The organism is Streptomyces sp. NPDC051104 (genome assembly GCF_040682835.1).
Classification (GTDB): Bacteria; Actinomycetota; Actinomycetes; order Streptomycetales; family Streptomycetaceae; genus Streptomyces; species Streptomyces cynarae.
Genome location: NZ_JBFBBS010000022.1, coordinates 54,797 through 72,162, shown reverse-complemented (window position 1 = coordinate 72,162; position 17,366 = coordinate 54,797). Strand labels below are relative to the sequence as shown.

General features: G+C 70.3%; 16 protein-coding genes and 3 pseudogenes. 9 read left to right on the top strand and 10 right to left on the bottom strand.

From position 1 onward, the window contains the following. Window position 1: 1 nt before the first annotated feature. Window positions 2-1,099, bottom strand: coding sequence for a GTP-binding protein (locus AB0N14_RS26125; RefSeq protein WP_366028138.1), 1,098 nt, complete (start codon window positions 1,097-1,099; stop codon window positions 2-4). Window positions 1,100-1,481: 382 nt separating this feature from the next. On the opposite strand from AB0N14_RS26125, the gene AB0N14_RS26120 reads away from it, so the two are divergent. The 3 genes from AB0N14_RS26120 (at window position 1,482) to AB0N14_RS26110 (ending at window position 2,655) form a co-directional block, all read left to right on the top strand. After that, window positions 1,482-1,994: a DUF6082 family protein gene (locus AB0N14_RS26120; protein ID WP_366028137.1), complete on the top strand. Its 513-nt coding sequence runs from the start codon at window positions 1,482-1,484 to the stop codon at window positions 1,992-1,994. A 254-nt stretch (window positions 1,995-2,248) separates the two neighbouring features. Continuing rightward, on the top strand, window positions 2,249-2,485 hold the full coding sequence (locus AB0N14_RS26115; RefSeq protein ID WP_200418499.1) for a hypothetical protein: 237 nt from the start codon (window positions 2,249-2,251) through the stop codon (window positions 2,483-2,485). A 29-nt stretch (window positions 2,486-2,514) separates the two neighbouring features. Further along, on the top strand, window positions 2,515-2,655 hold the full coding sequence (locus AB0N14_RS26110; protein ID WP_366028177.1) for a hypothetical protein: 141 nt from the start codon (window positions 2,515-2,517) through the stop codon (window positions 2,653-2,655). On the opposite strand, the pseudogene AB0N14_RS26105 reads toward AB0N14_RS26110, so the two are convergent. Further along, window positions 2,613-2,961: pseudogene (locus AB0N14_RS26105) on the bottom strand (citrate/2-methylcitrate synthase); the annotation flags it as partial. The gene AB0N14_RS26110 and the pseudogene AB0N14_RS26105 overlap by 43 nt on opposite strands. 67 nt (window positions 2,962-3,028) lie before the next feature. Between AB0N14_RS26105 and AB0N14_RS26100 the strand changes: the two are divergent. The 4 genes and pseudogenes from AB0N14_RS26100 to AB0N14_RS26085 all read left to right on the top strand — a co-directional run. Beyond that, window positions 3,029-3,316, top strand: a pseudogene (locus AB0N14_RS26100) (citrate/2-methylcitrate synthase); the annotation flags it as partial. 43 nt (window positions 3,317-3,359) lie between these two features. Further along, complete coding sequence (locus AB0N14_RS26095) at window positions 3,360-4,310, top strand: sucrase/ferredoxin-like family protein (protein WP_366028136.1); 951 nt, start codon at window positions 3,360-3,362, stop codon at window positions 4,308-4,310. Between the two features lie 117 nt (window positions 4,311-4,427). Beyond that, window positions 4,428-6,149, top strand: coding sequence for a sensor histidine kinase (locus AB0N14_RS26090; RefSeq protein ID WP_366028135.1), 1,722 nt, complete (start codon window positions 4,428-4,430; stop codon window positions 6,147-6,149). Then, on the top strand, window positions 6,146-6,835 hold the full coding sequence (locus tag AB0N14_RS26085; RefSeq protein WP_366028133.1) for a response regulator: 690 nt from the start codon (window positions 6,146-6,148) through the stop codon (window positions 6,833-6,835). Before AB0N14_RS26090 ends, AB0N14_RS26085 begins: the two co-directional genes overlap by 4 nt. A 16-nt stretch (window positions 6,836-6,851) precedes the next feature. Here the strand turns inward: AB0N14_RS26085 and AB0N14_RS26080 are convergent, their stop codons facing one another. The 3 genes from AB0N14_RS26080 to AB0N14_RS26070 all read right to left on the bottom strand — a co-directional run bounded on the left by AB0N14_RS26080 (window position 6,852) and on the right by AB0N14_RS26070 (window position 9,664). Further along, window positions 6,852-7,913, bottom strand: coding sequence for an ABC transporter substrate-binding protein (locus AB0N14_RS26080; protein ID WP_366028132.1), 1,062 nt, complete (start codon window positions 7,911-7,913; stop codon window positions 6,852-6,854). Window positions 7,914-7,995: 82 nt separating this feature from the next. After that, window positions 7,996-8,859 (bottom strand): ABC transporter permease, encoded by an 864-nt coding sequence (locus AB0N14_RS26075; protein ID WP_366028131.1) that lies wholly within the window; start codon window positions 8,857-8,859, stop codon window positions 7,996-7,998. After that, complete coding sequence (locus tag AB0N14_RS26070; RefSeq protein ID WP_366028130.1) at window positions 8,849-9,664, bottom strand: ABC transporter ATP-binding protein; 816 nt, start codon at window positions 9,662-9,664, stop codon at window positions 8,849-8,851. Before AB0N14_RS26070 ends, AB0N14_RS26075 begins: the two co-directional genes overlap by 11 nt. 161 nt (window positions 9,665-9,825) lie before the next feature. Here AB0N14_RS26070 and AB0N14_RS26065 point away from each other — a divergent pair, with 161 nt between their 5' ends. Then, window positions 9,826-10,518 (top strand): response regulator, encoded by a 693-nt coding sequence (locus AB0N14_RS26065; protein WP_366028128.1) that lies wholly within the window; start codon window positions 9,826-9,828, stop codon window positions 10,516-10,518. A 251-nt stretch (window positions 10,519-10,769) separates the two neighbouring features. Here AB0N14_RS26065 and AB0N14_RS26060 read toward each other — a convergent pair whose 3' ends face one another. The 4 genes and pseudogenes from AB0N14_RS26060 to AB0N14_RS26045 all read right to left on the bottom strand — a co-directional run bounded on the left by AB0N14_RS26060 (window position 10,770) and on the right by AB0N14_RS26045 (window position 15,611). Further along, window positions 10,770-12,362: a cation acetate symporter gene (locus AB0N14_RS26060; RefSeq protein WP_366028127.1), complete on the bottom strand. Its 1,593-nt coding sequence runs from the start codon at window positions 12,360-12,362 to the stop codon at window positions 10,770-10,772. Further along, window positions 12,359-12,922: a DUF485 domain-containing protein gene (locus tag AB0N14_RS26055; protein ID WP_366028126.1), complete on the bottom strand. Its 564-nt coding sequence runs from the start codon at window positions 12,920-12,922 to the stop codon at window positions 12,359-12,361. The genes AB0N14_RS26060 and AB0N14_RS26055 overlap by 4 nt, the downstream gene beginning before the upstream one ends. 68 nt (window positions 12,923-12,990) lie before the next feature. Continuing rightward, window positions 12,991-13,110, bottom strand: a pseudogene (locus AB0N14_RS26050) (DNA-binding response regulator); the annotation flags it as partial. Window positions 13,111-13,487: 377 nt separating this feature from the next. Further along, complete coding sequence (locus AB0N14_RS26045) at window positions 13,488-15,611, bottom strand: DNA topoisomerase IV subunit B (RefSeq protein WP_366028125.1); 2,124 nt, start codon at window positions 15,609-15,611, stop codon at window positions 13,488-13,490. Between the two features lie 439 nt (window positions 15,612-16,050). On the opposite strand from AB0N14_RS26045, the gene AB0N14_RS26040 reads away from it, so the two are divergent. Then, on the top strand, window positions 16,051-16,281 hold the full coding sequence (locus tag AB0N14_RS26040; RefSeq protein ID WP_366028124.1) for a hypothetical protein: 231 nt from the start codon (window positions 16,051-16,053) through the stop codon (window positions 16,279-16,281). Window positions 16,282-16,484: 203 nt separating this feature from the next. Here AB0N14_RS26040 and AB0N14_RS26035 read toward each other — a convergent pair whose 3' ends face one another. Continuing rightward, window positions 16,485-17,303: a serine protease gene (locus AB0N14_RS26035; protein WP_366028123.1), complete on the bottom strand. Its 819-nt coding sequence runs from the start codon at window positions 17,301-17,303 to the stop codon at window positions 16,485-16,487. Window positions 17,304-17,366 lie beyond the last annotated feature (63 nt).

The following is a 17,366-nucleotide window of genomic DNA, read 5'->3' as shown; positions in this document are numbered from 1 at the left end:
GTCAGCCCTCGAGGTCGCCGGGGTCCTGAGGGGCCTCGGCCTGAGGGGCCTCGGCCTCCTTGTCCTGGACGTAGCGGAGGACGCCCCACATGCTGTGCTCGTCGGCGTGCGGGGCGTCGTCCGTGCACGCCTTCAGTTCCTTGTCGAGGGCGGCGGTGTCGATGCCCGACCCGATGAGGACGAGCTGGGTGAGCCGCTCGTCGCCGGTCCCCCACGGCTCCGGGTAGAACCGCAGGAACCGCCCCACGGCGTGCACGGCGTACCGGTTGTGCGGATCAGCCGGGCCGAAGTCGACGTACCCCTTGATCCGGTACAGGCCCTCGGGGCGGCTGTCGAGGAAGTCCAGCAGCCGGCGGGGGTTCATGGGCACGTCGGAGCGGAAGGACAGGCTGTCGTACGCGGTGTGCAGATGGGCGTGGTGCGCATCGTCGTGTCCGTGCTCGTCCTGTCGGGGGATGTCGTCGAAGGACAGCTGCCCGACGCGTTCCTCGGCCGGTCGGCAGTCGAAGAGGAACTCCGGGTCGATGCGACCGTATGCGGCCGGGACGACGGCGGCACGGTCGGCGCGCGAGCGCACCAGCCGCAGGACCCGCTCGCTGTCCTCGGCCCGGTCGGTCTTGTTGACGACGACGAGGTCGGCGAGGGCGAGATGGCGGTCGAGTTCGGGATGCCTCTCGCGGGTGGCGTCGAACTCGACGGCGTCCACGACCTCGACGAGTCCGCCGTAGACGACGCGCGGCTGCTCGCTGGCGAGCACCATGCGGACCAGTTCCCGCGGTTCGGCGAGTCCGCTGGCCTCGATGACGATGACGTCGATGCCGGCGGAGGGCTGGGCGAGACGGTCGAGGTAGAGGTCGAGTTCGCTCGCGTCGACGGCGCAGCACAGGCATCCGTTGCCGAGGGAGACGGTGGAGTCCCCGAGCGCCCCGGCGACGGCCATCGCGTCGATCTCGATGGCCCCGAAGTCGTTGACGACGGCCCCGATACGGCTGCCTCCGCTGTGGTGGAGAAGGTGGTTGAGCAGGGTGGTCTTGCCGGAGCCCAGAAATCCGGCGAGTACGACGACCGGTATCTGCCGCGGACTCGACGACTGGGTCACTGTGCGCCCCTTTTCACACTCGTGCGCCCGCCGGCGCGCGGACCGGCGGCCGTACGGGGACGGCTCGTGGACCGGCTCACGCCGCAACGGGGCGGCTCACGGGTCGGCTCTCGTACGAGGATTGAATTCCGACCCAGGATACGAGTGCGGGGATAGCCCGCGAAGTGAACGATTGTTAGCACCACTTGCGGGGCAGACGTTGGGCATGGCGCTGGAGCGTGCGACCCTCGCTTCCCTCCGTGCGCCTCCTCTCCGCCTCCCGCCCGATCAGAGCCGCTCGGCACCCTGGGAGACGGCAAGCGCGCCGCCCATCGCTCGCCGGTCCCCACCAGTCGACCCGCACCCGACGACCGGCGGACGGTCGCCTGATTCGGGGGTTGACATGGTCACACAGAGCTCCGGCATACGGGGGCTTGGCTCCCTCTGGGCGAAGTTGGCAGCCGCCTTCGGCGCCATGACCGGCTGGGGCTCGCGCCAGCGCAAACGCGCGGCGCTCGTGGAGCAACACCGGCTCCACTTCGAGTTGCTGTGCAAGGCCATGGACGACCCCGCGCTGGCAGCCGTCCTGCACACGTACGACACGGACGTCCCACCGGACAAGCAGCGTCAGTACCTCTTCGCCAACGCCCTCTATATCAACGCTCTGTACTACCACCGAATCGGGGCGCTGAGTCTCAACGAGCTGTACGGGCATCTTCGGATGATCTGCCGCAACGACATCTTCCGCGAGTACTGGGCGGCCACGCGCCGCCATCGCGAGAGCCTGCCCGCCTCGTCCGAGGAAGCCGGGCTGGGCGCGTTGATGGACGACTTGGTCCGCGACATGGACGCCCTGGTGCGGGAGCAGGAGGACGGGGAACAGTGGTGGGTGGTGGGAGAACTGCCGGAGGAGTGACGGACGTCAACTCACGGTATGGATGGGAAGACGCGTGGCTGGCGCGGGCTGTAGTCTTCCCCGAGTCTGATGCGGTGAAACATCCCCGCAAGCTTCGCATTCCCTGTGCAGGGCTGCCTTTCCCACGAGGACCGGCGGCCACTCATGAGTTCTTCCGGGCCCCCTCATGAGCTATACCGGACGAAGGAGGCCATCAGCCCGTGCAGCGTCCCACGCACCCCTCGGCCCGTCCCTCGACCAGGCTAGGAACGGACTTGAAGATCGTGCGTCGAGTCGGCGCCTCGCCCCGGGAGCGCGGCAGCGTCTCGGGACAGAGCTGCCCCGACATCTTCGAGCTGAGCGACGGCAACTTCGCCGTCATCGGCACAGAGGCCACGGATGCTCTTGACGCGGAGCTGCCGCCCGACGCCTCACGGGCAGACTATGAACGGATCGTCGTCATCAGCCGCGAAACGCTGCTCCACGCGAAGGCGGACATCCCCGATGCATGAGTGACGGGCGCTCATCCGCCCTTCCACCCGTGGCCTCGATGCGAAACGGCGTCGAGGCCCGACGGTTCTCCGGCCCCCACGCCACCGTCGGCACCGTCACCGTCGGCACCGTCACCGCCGGCACCGTCACCGCCGGCACCGTCACCGCCGGTTCCGGGCCCACGTACTGAGCCGCCGGGCGGATGATCTTCCTGTCTTCCGCCTGTTCCAGGATGTTGGCGCTCCGGCCGACCACTCGGGCCGCCGCGAAGGTCGGGGTGAACATCTCGCGCGGGAGGCCGCAGAACTCCATGACCACGCACGCGTAGAACTCCACGTTCGGGTGGAGGTTGGGCCGGGCTTCAGTTCGGCCGGGGTGGCCTCCACGCGGCGCTCGGCCTCGATCGCGAAGTCGACGAGCGGCCCGCCGAACCGCTCCGGGATGCCGCGCAGCATCCGCGAGCGCGAGTCCTCCGTCCGGTAGACGGGTGACCGAACCAGCGGTCCCGGCGACCGACTGCCCGCCGGGCCGCGCCCATGATCCGGGCACCGGCGGGGACACGTGCGACCCTCGAGGACCTGCCGTCCGCCGCACCCGCTCCGGCGGCGGCCCCGGACATCGAGTCCACCGCGGCCCGCCACACGCCCCCGCACGCCAACGTCGACCTGGCCCTGGCCGTGTTCACGGCCTCTTCCGGCGTGGACACCACGGCCGGCGAGACCGTCTTCACCGTCGCACGCACCGCGGGCTGGATCGCCCACGCTCTGGAGGAGTACGACGAACGCCCGCTGCGCATGCGTCCCAGCGGACGCCATGCGGGAGCACGCCCACCACAGCCGCTCCCCGAGTGAGCCCGACGTTCACTGCCCGCCAAGTCAGGTTAGGCTCACCTCTGTGAGTACGTGCACGACCGCGTCCCGGGACCTCGACGAGCCCCTCGCGGGTACCGCGGCGACCGCGAGGACCTGGCTGCTCCTGGAACAGCCCGGCCCTTGGGGTCCCAAGGCGCTCACCTCCAGCCACCTGGACCGGGCGCTCGGCCGCGCCCTTGAAGCGGCCGCGGAGGGCACCGGCGTACGGATCGCGCTCATCCGCCGCCCCGGGCGGCACGCCGACTGCGGCACGCCCGCCGAACGGCAGGTCTACGTGGCGCACACCGTGCCCGGAAACGTCTGGCTGCACGCCGCCACGACCTCCGCGCCACAGCGGCTGCTCGATCTGGACTTCGCCGCCCTCGGCACGGGCGACCCGCACAGCTTCGACTCGGTCCTCCAGGGACGGCCGCACACCGGCGACCCGCTCGCCTTCGTCTGCACCAACGGCAGGCGCGACCGCTGCTGCGCCCTCCTCGGCCGTCCCCTCGCGGCCGAGCTGACCGCCTCCGGCGTCCACGGCGTCTGGGAGGTCACCCACCTCGGCGGCCACCGCTTCTCCCCCACCGTGCTCGTCCTGCCGTTCGGATACGCGTACGGGCGGGCCCAGGCCGCCCACGTCAAGGAGGTCCTCCAGGCCGTGCGCGAGCGGCGGGTCGTGGTCGAGGGATGCCGCGGCAGCTCCGCCTGGGAGCGGCCCGCGCAGGCCGCGGAGCTCGCGGTGCGCACGGCGGCCCACGAGTACGCGGCGGGAGCGCTGACCGTGCTGCGCACCGACGGCGCGGCGCCCCGCTGGAAGGTCACCGTCGCCCACACCGACGGCCGCCTGTGGCGCGTCGTCGTGGCCCAGGGCGCCTCGCTGCCGCCACGCCCGGAGAGCTGCGGCTCGGTGCTGGGTTCCCCGGCGCGGATGGACGTGGTGTCGGTACGGGAACTGCGCACCGCGGTCGCCGCCCACCCGGCGCACTGCTGAGGCGGGCCCCGCGCGCAACGAGGGCGGCTCCCCGTGACGGGCCGCACCTGCACCGCACAGGAGATCCACGCCACACCCCCTACGGCACGGTACGCCCGTCCCCGTAACGTCGTACCCATGAGCCCCTCTGCCCCTGCACGACGACTGCGCCTCGGCCTGCCGCGGCGGATGTTCTCGCAGGTCCTGCTGATGCAGGTGGCGATCGCCGCGGGCGTGGCCGTGCTCGCCACCGGGCTTTTCCTGGCGCCGCTCAGCCGTCTGCTGGACGACCAGGCGATGCGCCGGGCCCTCGCGATCGCGCAGACCACGGCGGCCCAGCCGCAGATCGCCCGGGATCTGCAAACGACGCGGCCGTCGCCCGACGGGCCCGTGCAGGCGGAGGCCGAACGCATCCGCAAGGCCAGCCACGCCGAGTACGTCGTGGTGATGAACACCCGATGGGTGCGCTGGTCGCACCCGGACACCACACAGATCGGCAAGGTCGTCTCCACCGACCCGAGCGGGGCCCTGGCCGGCAAGGACGTCATGGCCATCGACAGCGGCACCCTGGGCCGCTCGGCCCGCGGCAAGGTGCCGCTTCGGGACGCGCACGGCAGGATCGTCGGGGCGGTCTCCGTGGGCATCGAGTACGACAGCGTCCGGGCCCGGTTGATCCACGCGATCCCGGGCCTGTTCGCGTACGCGGGCGCGGCCCTGGCGATCGGCACGCTGGCCGCCTACCTGATCTCGCGCAGGGTCCAGCGGCAGACCCGTGACCTCGCCTTCTCGGACATCTCCGCGCTGCTCGCCGAGCGCGAGGCGATGCTGCACGGCATCAGGGAGGGCGTCGTCGCCCTGGACCGCGAGGGGCGGGTGCGTCTGGTCAACGACGAGGCGCAGCGCCTGCTGGGCATCGGCGACGAGGTCGTCGGCCACTCCCTCGACGACGCGCTCGGCGAGGGCCGTACGACCGATGTGCTGGCCGGACGGGTCACGGGCACCGACCTGCTCACCGTGCGCGGGCACCGGGTCCTCGTCGCCAACCGCATGCCCACCGACGACGGAGGTGCCGTCGCCACCCTGCGCGACCGCACCGAGCTGGAGCAGCTGGGCCGCGAACTGGACTCCACACGCGGTCTGATCGACGCCCTGCGCGCGCAGGACCACGAACACGCCAACCGCATGCACACGCTTCTGGGACTGCTGGAACTGGAGATGTACGAGGACGCCGTGGAGTTCGTCGGCGAGGTGGTGGGCGACCACAGGGCCACGGCGGAACAGGTCACCGAGAAGATCCACGATCCGCTGCTCGCGGCCCTGTTGGTGGGCAAGGCGACGGTCGCCGCCGAGCGCGGGGTGGCCCTGTGGATCGCGGACCGGACACTGCTGCCCGACCGGTTGATCGACCCCAGAGGCCTGGTCACGATCGTAGGGAACCTGGTCGACAACGCACTCGACGCCGTCGCGGGCACTCCGCACGCGCGCGTGGAGGTCGAACTGCGTGCGGAGGGGCACACGGCGGTCCTCAGGGTGCGTGACACAGGTCCCGGAATACCCGCCGAGCGGCGGGAGCTGATCTTCACGGACGGATGGTCCACCAAACAGCCCCCGGCGCACGGCAAGCGCGGCATCGGGCTGTCCCTGGTGCGCCGTCTCGCCGAACGCCAGGGGGGCAGCGCCCGGGTGACCGAGGCGGACGGAGGAGGCGCGGAGTTCGTCGTCGTCCTCCCCGAGGCGCTCGAGGAACCGGAGCCGGCCGCCGCAGACCGCGGGGCCCTCGTCCCCGCCCGTCAGGCACCGGCGGACAGGGCGCCGGCCCCGGACACACCCGCCCCGATCCCCGAGGAGGAGCCGCGATGACCCGGCCGATCGACGTACTGGTCGTGGACGACGACCCCCGGGTCGCCCGGGTCAACGCCGCGTATGTGGAGAAGGTCGCCGGCTTCCGGGTGGCCGGCCAGGCGCACAACGCGGCCGACGCGCTGCGGCAGATGGAGACGCTGCCCCACCTCGACCTGGTCCTGATGGACCACTACCTGCCCGACGACACGGGGCTCGCGGTCGTGCAGGAGATGCGCCGGCGCGGCCACCAGACCGATGTGATCATGGTGACGGCGGCCCGTGACATCCAGACCGTCCGGGCCGCGATGCGGCACGGCGCGCTCCAGTACCTGGTCAAGCCGTTCGCCTTCGCGGGCCTGCGCGCAAAGCTGGAGGCGTACGCCGAGCTGCGGCGCACCCTCGACATCGGCGGTGAGGCCGAGCAGGCGGAGGTCGACCGGATCTTCGGCGCTCTGTCGGCGGGGTCGGAGCCGGGGCTGCCCAAGGGGCACTCTGCGACGACGGCGGAGCTGGTACGCCGTGCCCTGGTGGACGCCCCGGGGCCGCTGTCCGCCCAGGAGATCGCCGAGCGGACCGGGCTGAGCCGCCAGACCGCCCAGCGCTATCTCAAGCTCCTGGAGCGCACGGGGCGGGCCACACTGACCCTGAAATACGGCGACGCGGGCCGCCCCGAACACCGCTACGTGTGGGCGACCCGCGCCTGAGGCACGGCCGTCGGGCTCAGCCCGTGGCCTTCTTCACGAACTCCGTGGTGTACGTCTTGCCGAGGTCGATCGTGGCGTTCTTGATGTTGGGGTTGAACGCCTTGAGGACCTTCTCGACGGTCTCCGGGCCGTCCTCGGGCATCACGCCGTCCTTGGTGAACATCGGCAGCGTGCTCTTGATGGCGCTCGCGTAGAGCGTCTTGTTGCCCTGCGAGTAGTCGGCCGGCATCTTGGCCGCGATCTCGTCCGCGGAGTGTGTGGACATCCACTTCAGGGTCTTGACGAACGCGTTGGCGAGCTTCTGGACGGTGTCCTTGTGGCCGTTGACCCAGTCCGTCTGCATGTACAGGCTCGACGACGGGTACGGGCCGCCCAGTGCCTCCTGCGACCCCTGCGGTGTCCGCATGTCGACGAGCACCTGGCCGAGGTTCTTCTGCAGCACCATGGCGACGGTCGGGTCCGTGGTCATGCCGGCGTCGATGGAGCCCTGCTGGAGGGCGGAGATGAACGTCGGACCGGCGCCGACGGCGACCGGGCTGAACTCGCTGACCTGCACACCGTTCTTGACCGCGAGGTACTTGGTGAGGAAGTCGGTCGAGGAGCCGAGGCCGGTGACGCCGAGCTTCCTGCCCTTGAAGTCCTTGGGCGAGGTGATGTCCTTGGCGCGCTTGTCGGAGACGATCTCCACCTCGCCGGGCGCGTGCGAGAACTGCACCACGGACTCGACGTTCTTGCCCTTGGTCTGCAGGTCGAGCGTGTGGTCGTAGAAGCCGACGGCCCCCTGGACCTGGCCGGAGACGAGGGCGGTCTCGGCCTGCACGCCGGCCGGCTCGCTCAGCAGTTCCACGTCGAGGCCCTCGGCGTCGAAGTAGCCGAGCCGCTGGGTGAGCATGGCGGGCAGGTAGATGACCTTGTCCAGGCCACCCACCATGATCTTGACCTTCTCGCCCTTGCCGTCGCCCTTGCTGCCGGAGTCCGACGAGGCGGTGGTGGCCGCGTCGTTGGCGCAGGCGGTGAGCGAGGTGGCGGCGAGCAGGCCGGCCGCGGCGAGGGCGGCGATTCTGGCGGACTTGCGCATGGCGGTTCACGTCCTTGTGAGAGGGCGGTGCAGGTGGAAACTGCGGGCGGGACGGGGCGTTGACCGGAGCCTTCGGGGCAGGTCAGTGCCCGGAGTCCGACGGCTTCCAGCGGAAGATGCGGCGTTCGGCGAAGGTGAGCAGCCCCTCGGCCACCAGCGCGACGACCGCGAGGATGACCATCGCGGCGTAGACACCGGCCGCGTTGAAGGTGCCCTGGGACTGGGCGACGAGCAGGCCGATGCCCTTCGTCGCGCCGATGTACTCGCCGACGATGGCGCCGATGAGCGCGAAGCCGAAGCTGACGTGGAGGCTGGTGAAGATCCACGAGGTGGCCGACGGGATGACGACCTGGAGTGTCACCCGGCGGTCACTGGCGCCCAGGATGCGGGCGTTGGCGACGAGGTTGCGGTCGACCTCGCGGGCGCCCTGGAAGGCGTTGAAGAAGACCGGGAAGAAGACCAGGACGACGGCGGAGGCGACCTTGGAGGACGGTCCGAGCCCGAACCAGATCACGAAGATCGGGGCGAGGACGATCCTGGGAATGGAGTTGAGCACCTTGATGTAGGGACCGAGGACGTCGGCGAGGAAGGCGATCCGCCCGAGCGCGATACCGAAGACGACACCGGCGATCACGCCGATGATCCAGCCGAGCAGCGCCTCGTGGAGCGTGACCCAGATCTGTTCGCCGAGCGCTCCCTGCGCGGTGCCGTGCATCACCCAGGTGGAGATCTGGTCCCAGATCTTCGACGGCATCGAGAAGTTGAACGGGTCGATGGCCTTGCTCCGGGAGAGCACCTCCCACAGGCCGAGCACGGCGACCAGGAGCAGCACGCGGACGAGCAGGACGACGGCCTTGCGTCTGCGGGCGGCACGCGCACGTGAATGAGCGCGGTCCGGCTTGGGGGTGTCGACGGGAGTGGGCGCGGAGATGACCTCAGGCGACATGGGCGGCACCCCTCTCGCGCGTGATGCGGACCTCTTCACCCAGGGACTCCCAGATCTCGCGGTAGATCTCGATGAACCGCGGCTCCAGGCGCACCGACTCGACCTTGCGCGGCCGGGGCAGGTCGATGTCGAAGACCTGCTTCACGGTGGCGGGTCCGGCCGTCATCACGACGACCTTGTCGGCCAACGCGATCGACTCCTCCAGGTCGTGGGTGACGAAGACGACGGAGGCGCCCGTGCCCTCCCACAGCTCCAGCAACTCGTCCGACATCAGCGCCCGGGTCTGCACGTCGAGCGCCGAGAACGGCTCGTCCATCAGCAGGATCTCGGGGTCGTTGACGAAGGTGGCTGCGAGGGCGACACGCTTGCGCTGGCCTCCGGAGAGCTGGTGCGGGTAGCGGTCCTCGAAGGCCGCGAGCCCCACCCGGGCCAGCCACTCACGGGCCTTCTGCCTGGCCTCCGCCTTGGGCACGCCCCGGAAGCGCGGACCCGCCATGACGTTGGACAGGACCGTGCGCCAGGGGAACGTGGCGTCCTGCTGGAAGACGAAACCGACCTTGTCGCCGACTCCCGAGACCGGCTCGCCGGCCACCATGACCTCGCCCTCGGTGGGCTCCTCCAGACCGCTGACCAGGGTCAGGGTCGTCGACTTGCCGCATCCGGTGGGTCCGACGACAGCGACGAACTCGCCGCGTCCGACGGTCAGGTCCAGGTCCCTGACGGCCGTGTGCAGACCGCCTGACGGGGTCCGGAAGGTCTTGCTCGCGCCCCGTAGCTCGATGGCGGGGCTGGTGTCTGCGCTCATGGCCCGGGACGGTAGGTGTGGCGCGGGCCACGGCAGGAGTCTTCTGGGCGCAAGCTCGACTTCTGCTTGCAAGGGTCTGTTGTGCTCATTTTGCTCGCGCTACAACTGCGGAGCCGAAACACGGGCGTAACGCCCGCATGGCCTTGGGAGAAAGAGGCCCGATGATTGACGTCCTGGTCGTGGACGACGACTTCCGTGTCGCCGAGATCAACGCCAAGTACGTGGGAAAGGTTCCCGGTTACCGGGTCGCCGCCCGCGCGCACAGCGCTGCGCAGGCGCTCGCCGCGGTGGAACGCGCCCCGATCGACCTGGTGCTGCTCGACCACTACCTGCCCGACCAGACGGGGCTCGAACTGGTCCACCGCATGCGTGAACGCGGCCACGGCACCGACGTCATCATGATCACCGCCGCCGGCGACGTGACGACCGTCCAGGCCGCCATGCGTCTGGGAGCCCTGCACTACCTGGTCAAACCGTTCACCTTCGCGGCCCTGCGCACCCGCCTCGACTCCTACGCCGCGCTGCGCCGCACCGTCGACCGCGTCGGCGGCCGGGGCGTGGCCGGCCAGGAGCAGGTCGACCGGATTTTCGGCGCGCTGCGGACCACGCCCGCGGTCTCGTCGCCGAGGCTGCCCAGCGGCCACTCCGAACCGACGACGGACCTCATCTGCGAGGTGCTGCACCGGGCCGGCCAGCCGCTCTCCGCGCACGAGGTGGCCGCCAGGACGGGCCTGAGCCGCTCCACTGCCCAGCGTTATCTGCGGCACCTGGAACAGGCGGGCCGACTGCGCCTGTCCCTGAAGTACGGCGACACGGGGCGGCCCGAGCACCGGTACGCATGGGTGGCGCCTTAGAGCCCCGAACAAAATGGGCGCCCGGCTCGCGACGCCTGGCACGCACTCCCCCAAGCTCTTCGAGCAGGGGGACCCCCAGCCGCGTTGCCGAAACGCCCTAGTAGCTCCGCTACGAGGACCTTCCGGCGCCTTGCGATCGCACGCGCCAGACGCCGCGAGCTGATCGGACTCCCATTTTGTTCGGGGCTCTTCGGGGTCCTTGCACGATGGGCGCCCCGGCTCGCGGATACGTCGGCGGGGGCACTCATCGGTCACACCGCTCCGGCGCCCGTCAGTGACCGCACCTCGGTCTCCGCGTACTTGGCCTCGTCCGGCGCCTCAGGTGAGGTGACCGTGCCGAGCCAGCCCGCGAGGAAGCCGAGCGGGACGGAGACGAGGCCCGGGTTCTGCAGCGGGAAGTACTGGAAGTCGACGGCCGGGAACAGCGATCCGGGGCTTCCCGAGACGACCGGGGACAGCAGCACGAGCCCCAGTGCGGGCACGAGGCCGCCGTAGACCGCCCAGACGGCCCCGCGTGTGGTGAAGTCGCGCCAGAAGAGCACGTACATCAGCACCGGCAGATTCGCCGACGCCGAGACCGCGAAGGCGAGCCCCACCAGGAACGCCACGTTGAGGTCGCGGACCAGCAGGCCGAGGGCGATCGCGACCACGCCGATACCGACGGCGGCGGCCCGCGCGACCGCCACCTCGCTGTGCCCCCTGCCGCCACGGCGCCGCAGTGAGGCGTACAGGTCGTGGGCGACGGAGGCCGAGGCGGCAAGGGTGATCCCGGCGACGACCGCGAGGATCGTGGCGAAGGCGATCGCGGCGACCATGGCGAACAGCACCGTCCCCCCGGTGGTGTCCGCACCGCCGCCCAGTCGCTGCGCCAGCAGCGGCACCGCCGTGTTCCCGGCCTCGTTCGACGCGCGCACGGCGTCGGGCCCGACGACCGCGGCCGCGCCGAAACCCAGCACGATCGTCATCAGGTAGAAACCGCCGATGAGCCCGACCGACCAGACGACCGAACGGCGGGCGGCACGCGCGGTCGGCACGGTGTAGAAGCGGGAGAGGATGTGCGGCAGCCCGGCCGTGCCCAGCACCAGCGCCAGGCCCAGGCTGACGAAGTCGACCCGGGCGGTCCAGTCTCCGCCGTACTTCAGCCCCGGGGCGAGGAACGCGTCCCCGTGCCCGCTGCGCTCCGCCGCCGTGCGCAGCAACGCGTCGACGTCCCCGTGGAACCGCATCAGCAGCGCGGCGGTCAGCGCCACCGTACCGCCGAGCAGCAGGACCGCCTTGACGATCTGGATCCAGGTGGTGGCCCGCATCCCGCCCAGCGCCACGTAGGTCACCATGAGCGCCCCGACGACGACCACCGTCCAGGCGCGTGCCGCCGTGCTCGTCCCCCCTAAGAGCAGCGCGACGAGGCTGCCCGCGCCCACCATCTGCGCCACCAGATACAGCACGGACACCGTCACGGAGGAGGTCCCCACCGCGATCCGCACCCTCCGCTCGCTCATCCGTGCCGCGACGACGTCGGCGAGCGTGAACCGCCCGCAGTTGCGCACCAGTTCGGCGACAAAGAAGAGCACCACCAGCCAGGCGACGAGGAAGCCCACCACGTACAGAATCCCGTCGTAGCCGAAGAGTGCGATGAGCCCCGTCACGCCAAGGAAGGAGGCCGCCGACATGTAGTCGCCCGCGATGGCAAAACCATTCTCCATCGGAGAGAACAGCCGCCCGCCCGCGTAGAACTCCTCCGCCGACCCGTGCCGGTCACGGCTCACCCAGGTGGTGATCGCCAGGGTGATCGCGACGAACACACCGAACAGCAGCAGCGCCGGCGTCTGATGGTGACCGCTCACCGCTCGCCACCCCCGAGCGGCCGTGTCAACTCCTGGGTGTCCCAGCGCAGATCGAGCGCGGCGCGGTCCCTGCGCAACCGTGCGTGCCGTGCGTACGCCCACGTGAACAGGAACGTCGTCAGGAACTGCCCGAGCCCCGCCAGCATCGCCACGTTCACGGCTCCCGCCACCGGCCGCGCCATCAGCCCCGGTGCCGCCTGTGCGGTCACCACATAGCCCACGTAGCAGGTGAAGAAGACCGCGAGACCCGGAACCACGAACCTCCGGTACCGGCTGCGTACCTCCCGGAACGCCGCGCTACGCTGCACCTGCAGATAGGCGTCGGCGACGGGGTCGACGCCTTCGTCCTCCCGGCGCGCGGAGGGCACGACCGGGGCGGGGGCGCCCGTCCCGTCCAGCTCGCCCCAGCCGGACGCGAGCGCGTCGTACCAGGGGTCGTCGTACTCCGCCCGCCCGGCCGCTCCCGCGCCCGCCGAGGCCGGATCACAGCCGTGGTACTTCTCGACCGAACTCTCGGGACCGTCCCCGCCTCCGCGGGAACGATCATGGTTTGACCTCATGCCCAAGCATGGACAGAGCGGGAAGATCCCAGACCTTCTTCTCCCCGCGCTTCACCCCATCAGGTGACTCACCGCAATGGAGGGCGGACCAGCCCCGTCGCATACGCGTAACGCGCCACCCGCGCACGGTCGTTGAGCCCTGTCTTGGCGAAGAGATCGTTGATGCGGGTCTTCACGGTGGCCGTGGACGGCAGGCATGACCCACCAGCGCCGGTCGGCCGGGATCCGGCACGCCGGAACTGACGCGCGAGGATCAGGACGACTGCGGCGGTGATCAGCGGGGCGTCGGTGGACCGGGACGTCGTGGCCTCCGTGGGCGAGGAAGGGCGTTGCGGCGGCGGGTGCCGTCGACGCCTTCGACGCTGCGGAAGCCGGCGGGGCGGTGGATCGCAGCCCGGGTGGATCGTGGGTGGATCCTCGGGCCTGCCTCGGCTCCACCCAGGCGTGGAGAGCCCGTGGCAGGCACGGGTCAGCAAGCGGATGCGGCCGGGGGTCGGGGAGGCACGCCGAGGCGCGTCCCCCCGACCCCCGGCCCTCCCGCCCCCGGCCCCAGCCGGCGCAGCGGCTACGCGTCGATGCGGGACCTGTCCAGTGTCGCCGCGGAGCTGGAGATGAACTCCTTGCGGGGTGCCACGTCGTTGCCCATCAGGAGGTCGAAGACCTGTTCGGCGGCTTCGAGGTCGGAGAGGTTGATCCGGCGCAGGGTGCGGTGGCGCGGGTCCATCGTCGTCTCGGCCAGCTGGTCGGCGTCCATCTCGCCGAGGCCCTTGTAGCGCTGGATGGAGTCCTTGTACCGGATGCCCTTGCTCTGGAACTCCAGGAGCTTGTCGCGCAGCTCGCGGTCCGAGTACGTGTAGACGTACTTGTCCTGGCCCTTCTTCGGCTGGATCAGCTCGATGCGGTGCAGCGGCGGCACCGCGGCGAACACCCGGCCCGCCTCGACCATGGGCCGCATGTAGCGGTGGAACAGCGTCAGCAACAGGGTGCGGATGTGGGAGCCGTCCACGTCGGCGTCGGTCATCATGATGATCTTGCCGTAGCGGGCCGCGTCGAGGTCGAAGGTCCGGCCGGACCCCGCTCCTATGACCTGGATGATCGCGCCGCACTCGGCGTTCTTCAGCATGTCCGTGACGGACGACTTCTGGACGTTCAGGATCTTGCCACGGATCGGCAGGAGCGCCTGGAACTCGGAGTTCCGCGCGAGCTTCGCCGTGCCGAGCGCGGAGTCGCCCTCGACGATGAACAGCTCGCTGCGGTCGACGTCGTCACTGCGGCAGTCGGCGAGCTTGGCGGGCAGCGAGGAGGACTCCAGGGCCGTCTTGCGGCGCTGGGCGTCCTTGTGCTGGCGCGCCGCGATACGCGTGCGGGCGGCGGCGACGGCCTTCTCCAGGACGACCCTGGCCTGCTGGGCGGCATCACGCTTCGTGGACGTCAGGAACGCCTTCAGCTCCCTGGAGACCACGTTCGCCACGATGCGGCGCGCCGCGGACGTGCCGAGGACCTCCTTGGTCTGCCCCTCGAACTGCGGCTCGGCCAGGCGCACCGTGACGACCGCGGTGAGCCCCTCGAGCGCGTCGTCCTTGACGATGTCGTCCTCGGCGACGCGCAGCATCTTCTTGGCGCGCAGGACCTCGTTCATTGTCCGGGTGACGGCCTGCTCGAAGCCGGCGACGTGGGTGCCGCCCTTGGGGGTGGCGATGATGTTCACGAACGACCTGAGCGTCGTGTCGTAACCGGTGCCCCAGCGCAGCGCGACGTCGACGCCGAGCTCCCGGGTGACCTCGGTGGGCGTCATCTGGCCGTGGTCGTCGAGGACGGGGACCGTCTCCTTGAAGGTGCCCTGTCCGGAGAGGCGGAGGATGTCGCACACCGGCTTGTCGCTCGCCAGGTACTCGCAGAACTCGCTGATGCCGCCGTCGAAGCGGAAGGACTCCTCGCCCTTGCTGCCTCCCTCGCCGAGCCCGTACTCGTCACGGACGACGATGGTGAGCCCGGGGACCAGGAACGCGGTCTGGCGGGCGCGCTGGTGCAGCGTCTCCAGGGAGAGCTTGGCGTCCTTGAGGAAGATCTGGCGGTCGGCCCAGTAGCGCACCCGCGTGCCGGTGCGGGTCTTGGGGATCTTCTTGGTCTTGTGCAGGCCGCCCTTGGCCTCGAACTTCGCGTCCGGGCCGTCGGCGGCGAAGACGCCCGGCACACCGCGCCGGAAGCTGATGAGGTGGGTGTGGCCGCCACGGTCGACCTCGACGTCCAGACGCGCGGAGAGGGCGTTCACCACGGACGCCCCGACGCCGTGCAGACCGCCGGACGCCGCGTAGGAGCCGCCGCCGAACTTGCCGCCCGCGTGCAGCTTGGTCATCACGACCTCGACGCCGGACAGGCGGGTCTTGGGCTCGACGTCGACCGGGATGCCCCGGCCGTTGTCCCGCACCTCCACCGAGGCGTCGTCGTGCAGGATCACCTCGATGTGGTCGCAGTAGCCGCCCAGGGCCTCGTCGACGGAGTTGTCGATGATCTCCCAGAGGCAGTGCATCAGGCCCCGGCTGTCGGTGGAGCCGATGTACATGCCGGGGCGCTTGCGTACGGCCTCGAGGCCTTCGAGGACGAGCAGGTGCCGCGCGGTGTAGTTGGAACCGTCCCGGTCTGCTCCGGTCAGCAGCGCTGTGGACGGCACGGACGTCTCGGCGGTCACGCGGTTCGCTCCTCGCTGAATTTCAGATGGGACCCCCTGGGGGGAGGGTCGGCTTCGGTCGCCGCTCCGAGGGTACCGAGGCCTGGTAGAGCCGTTGTAACGCAACCCTCGTCGGCACCTCAGAGTAATCCAGAGTCGTACGGACGTTCGGTCCCTCGTCGGGGTGAAGTACATATCACGTTCCCTTCGAGGCATGAACCATTTAGCCTCGGGGCACGTCCTCATCCACAACCGGCAACCCGCCGGGAGGACGGACAACCGACACACAGCGCGAACCCGTACGACACAAGAGACGTAATACGGCACATTCGCCGCCAACCGGCAGCAGACAGCCGGCTCGGAAAGATTTTTTCGAGGGGAAGCCGCGAGCGGGAACGTTTTCGGCCTGGTTGGATGTTGACCCTGGTACGACAGCTCGTCGAGCTAGAGAAGAGGCGACGTGACTACTGTTCTGACCCACGCGAGCCCGCTGACGGCCGCTGACCGCTGCGACCGTTGCGGCGCCCAGGCGTATCTGCGCGTCGTCCTCCTGAGCGGCGGAGAACTGCTCTTCTGCGCCCACCACGGCCGCAAGTTCGAGCCGGAACTCAAGAAGATCGCCGCTGAGATACAGGACGAGACGGAACGGCTCACCTCCGTTCCCGTGAACGCGTCCGAAGAGGAACGCTGACCCTTCGCGTCCACGACGAGCCGACACCGGCAGCGCCGCCGGTGAACGGGCGGCCACCCCATCCGGGGAGTGGTCGCCCGTACTCGTAGGACGCGCAGGCCGGCGTCCTCGTGACGCACACCGACCACACACTCCGTGCCGGCGACAGCCCGTACGGGTGTGCCCTTTCCCGCGGCGCGAGGCGGCGCCCGGCGGCGCCGCCCTCAGTGGCCGCCCCCCAGCGCCTTGACGGCCTCCGAGACCCGCGTGTAGACACCAGGGCGCCCTGGCTGCCCACAGCCGCTCCCCCAGGACACCACGCCGATCAGGCGCCCATTGGCCACCAGCGGCCCTCCGCTGTCCCCCTGACAGGCGTCATGGCCGCCTTGGGGCGCGCCGGCGCACAGCATGGAGGACGCGACGTATCTGCCGTCCAGACCACCCGGATACGCCTGCTCACAGGTCGCATCCGTCAGGACCTGAAGGCTGGCGGCCCGCAGACTGCTCGTGTAGGTGGCGTTCCCCGTGACGTCCCCCCAGCCGTACACCGTCGCCGGCGTGCCCGGCGTATAGGTCGGATCCCCGGCGGGCGCCATGGGGATGACCGAGCTGGCGGGCAGCGGGGAGGCGAGGGTGAGCACACCGAAGTCCCCGGTGTTCGTATACCTGTTGTACTGCGGATTGACCCATGTCGAGGTCACGGGGATCTCCTTGCCCTGGCTGGACGTGAGGTCCGTACGGTCCGCGATCACCTTCAGATCCCGCACCCGCCCGGGTGGCGCTCCGAGGACGGCCGCGCTCAGACAGTGGGCGGCGGTCAGGACGGTGGAGGGGCCCACCACCACGCCTCCGCAGAACTGCCCCGCCCGGGTACCTCCGAACCGGTCACGGCTGGACAGGGCGACCGTCCACGGGCTCTGTGAGATGTCGACCGGAGACCCTCCGATGACAACGCTGTCTGCCGTCGCCGGCGCGGCTGCCGTCAGCTGTATCAGGGCTGCTGCGGCCGCCAGCGCCAGGGATCGGACGTAGGGGCGAGGCATGCGCTCTCCTCACTGTCGGATGGTCGTAGAACACCCACAGTGATTCAGCTTGCCGCATCCCGC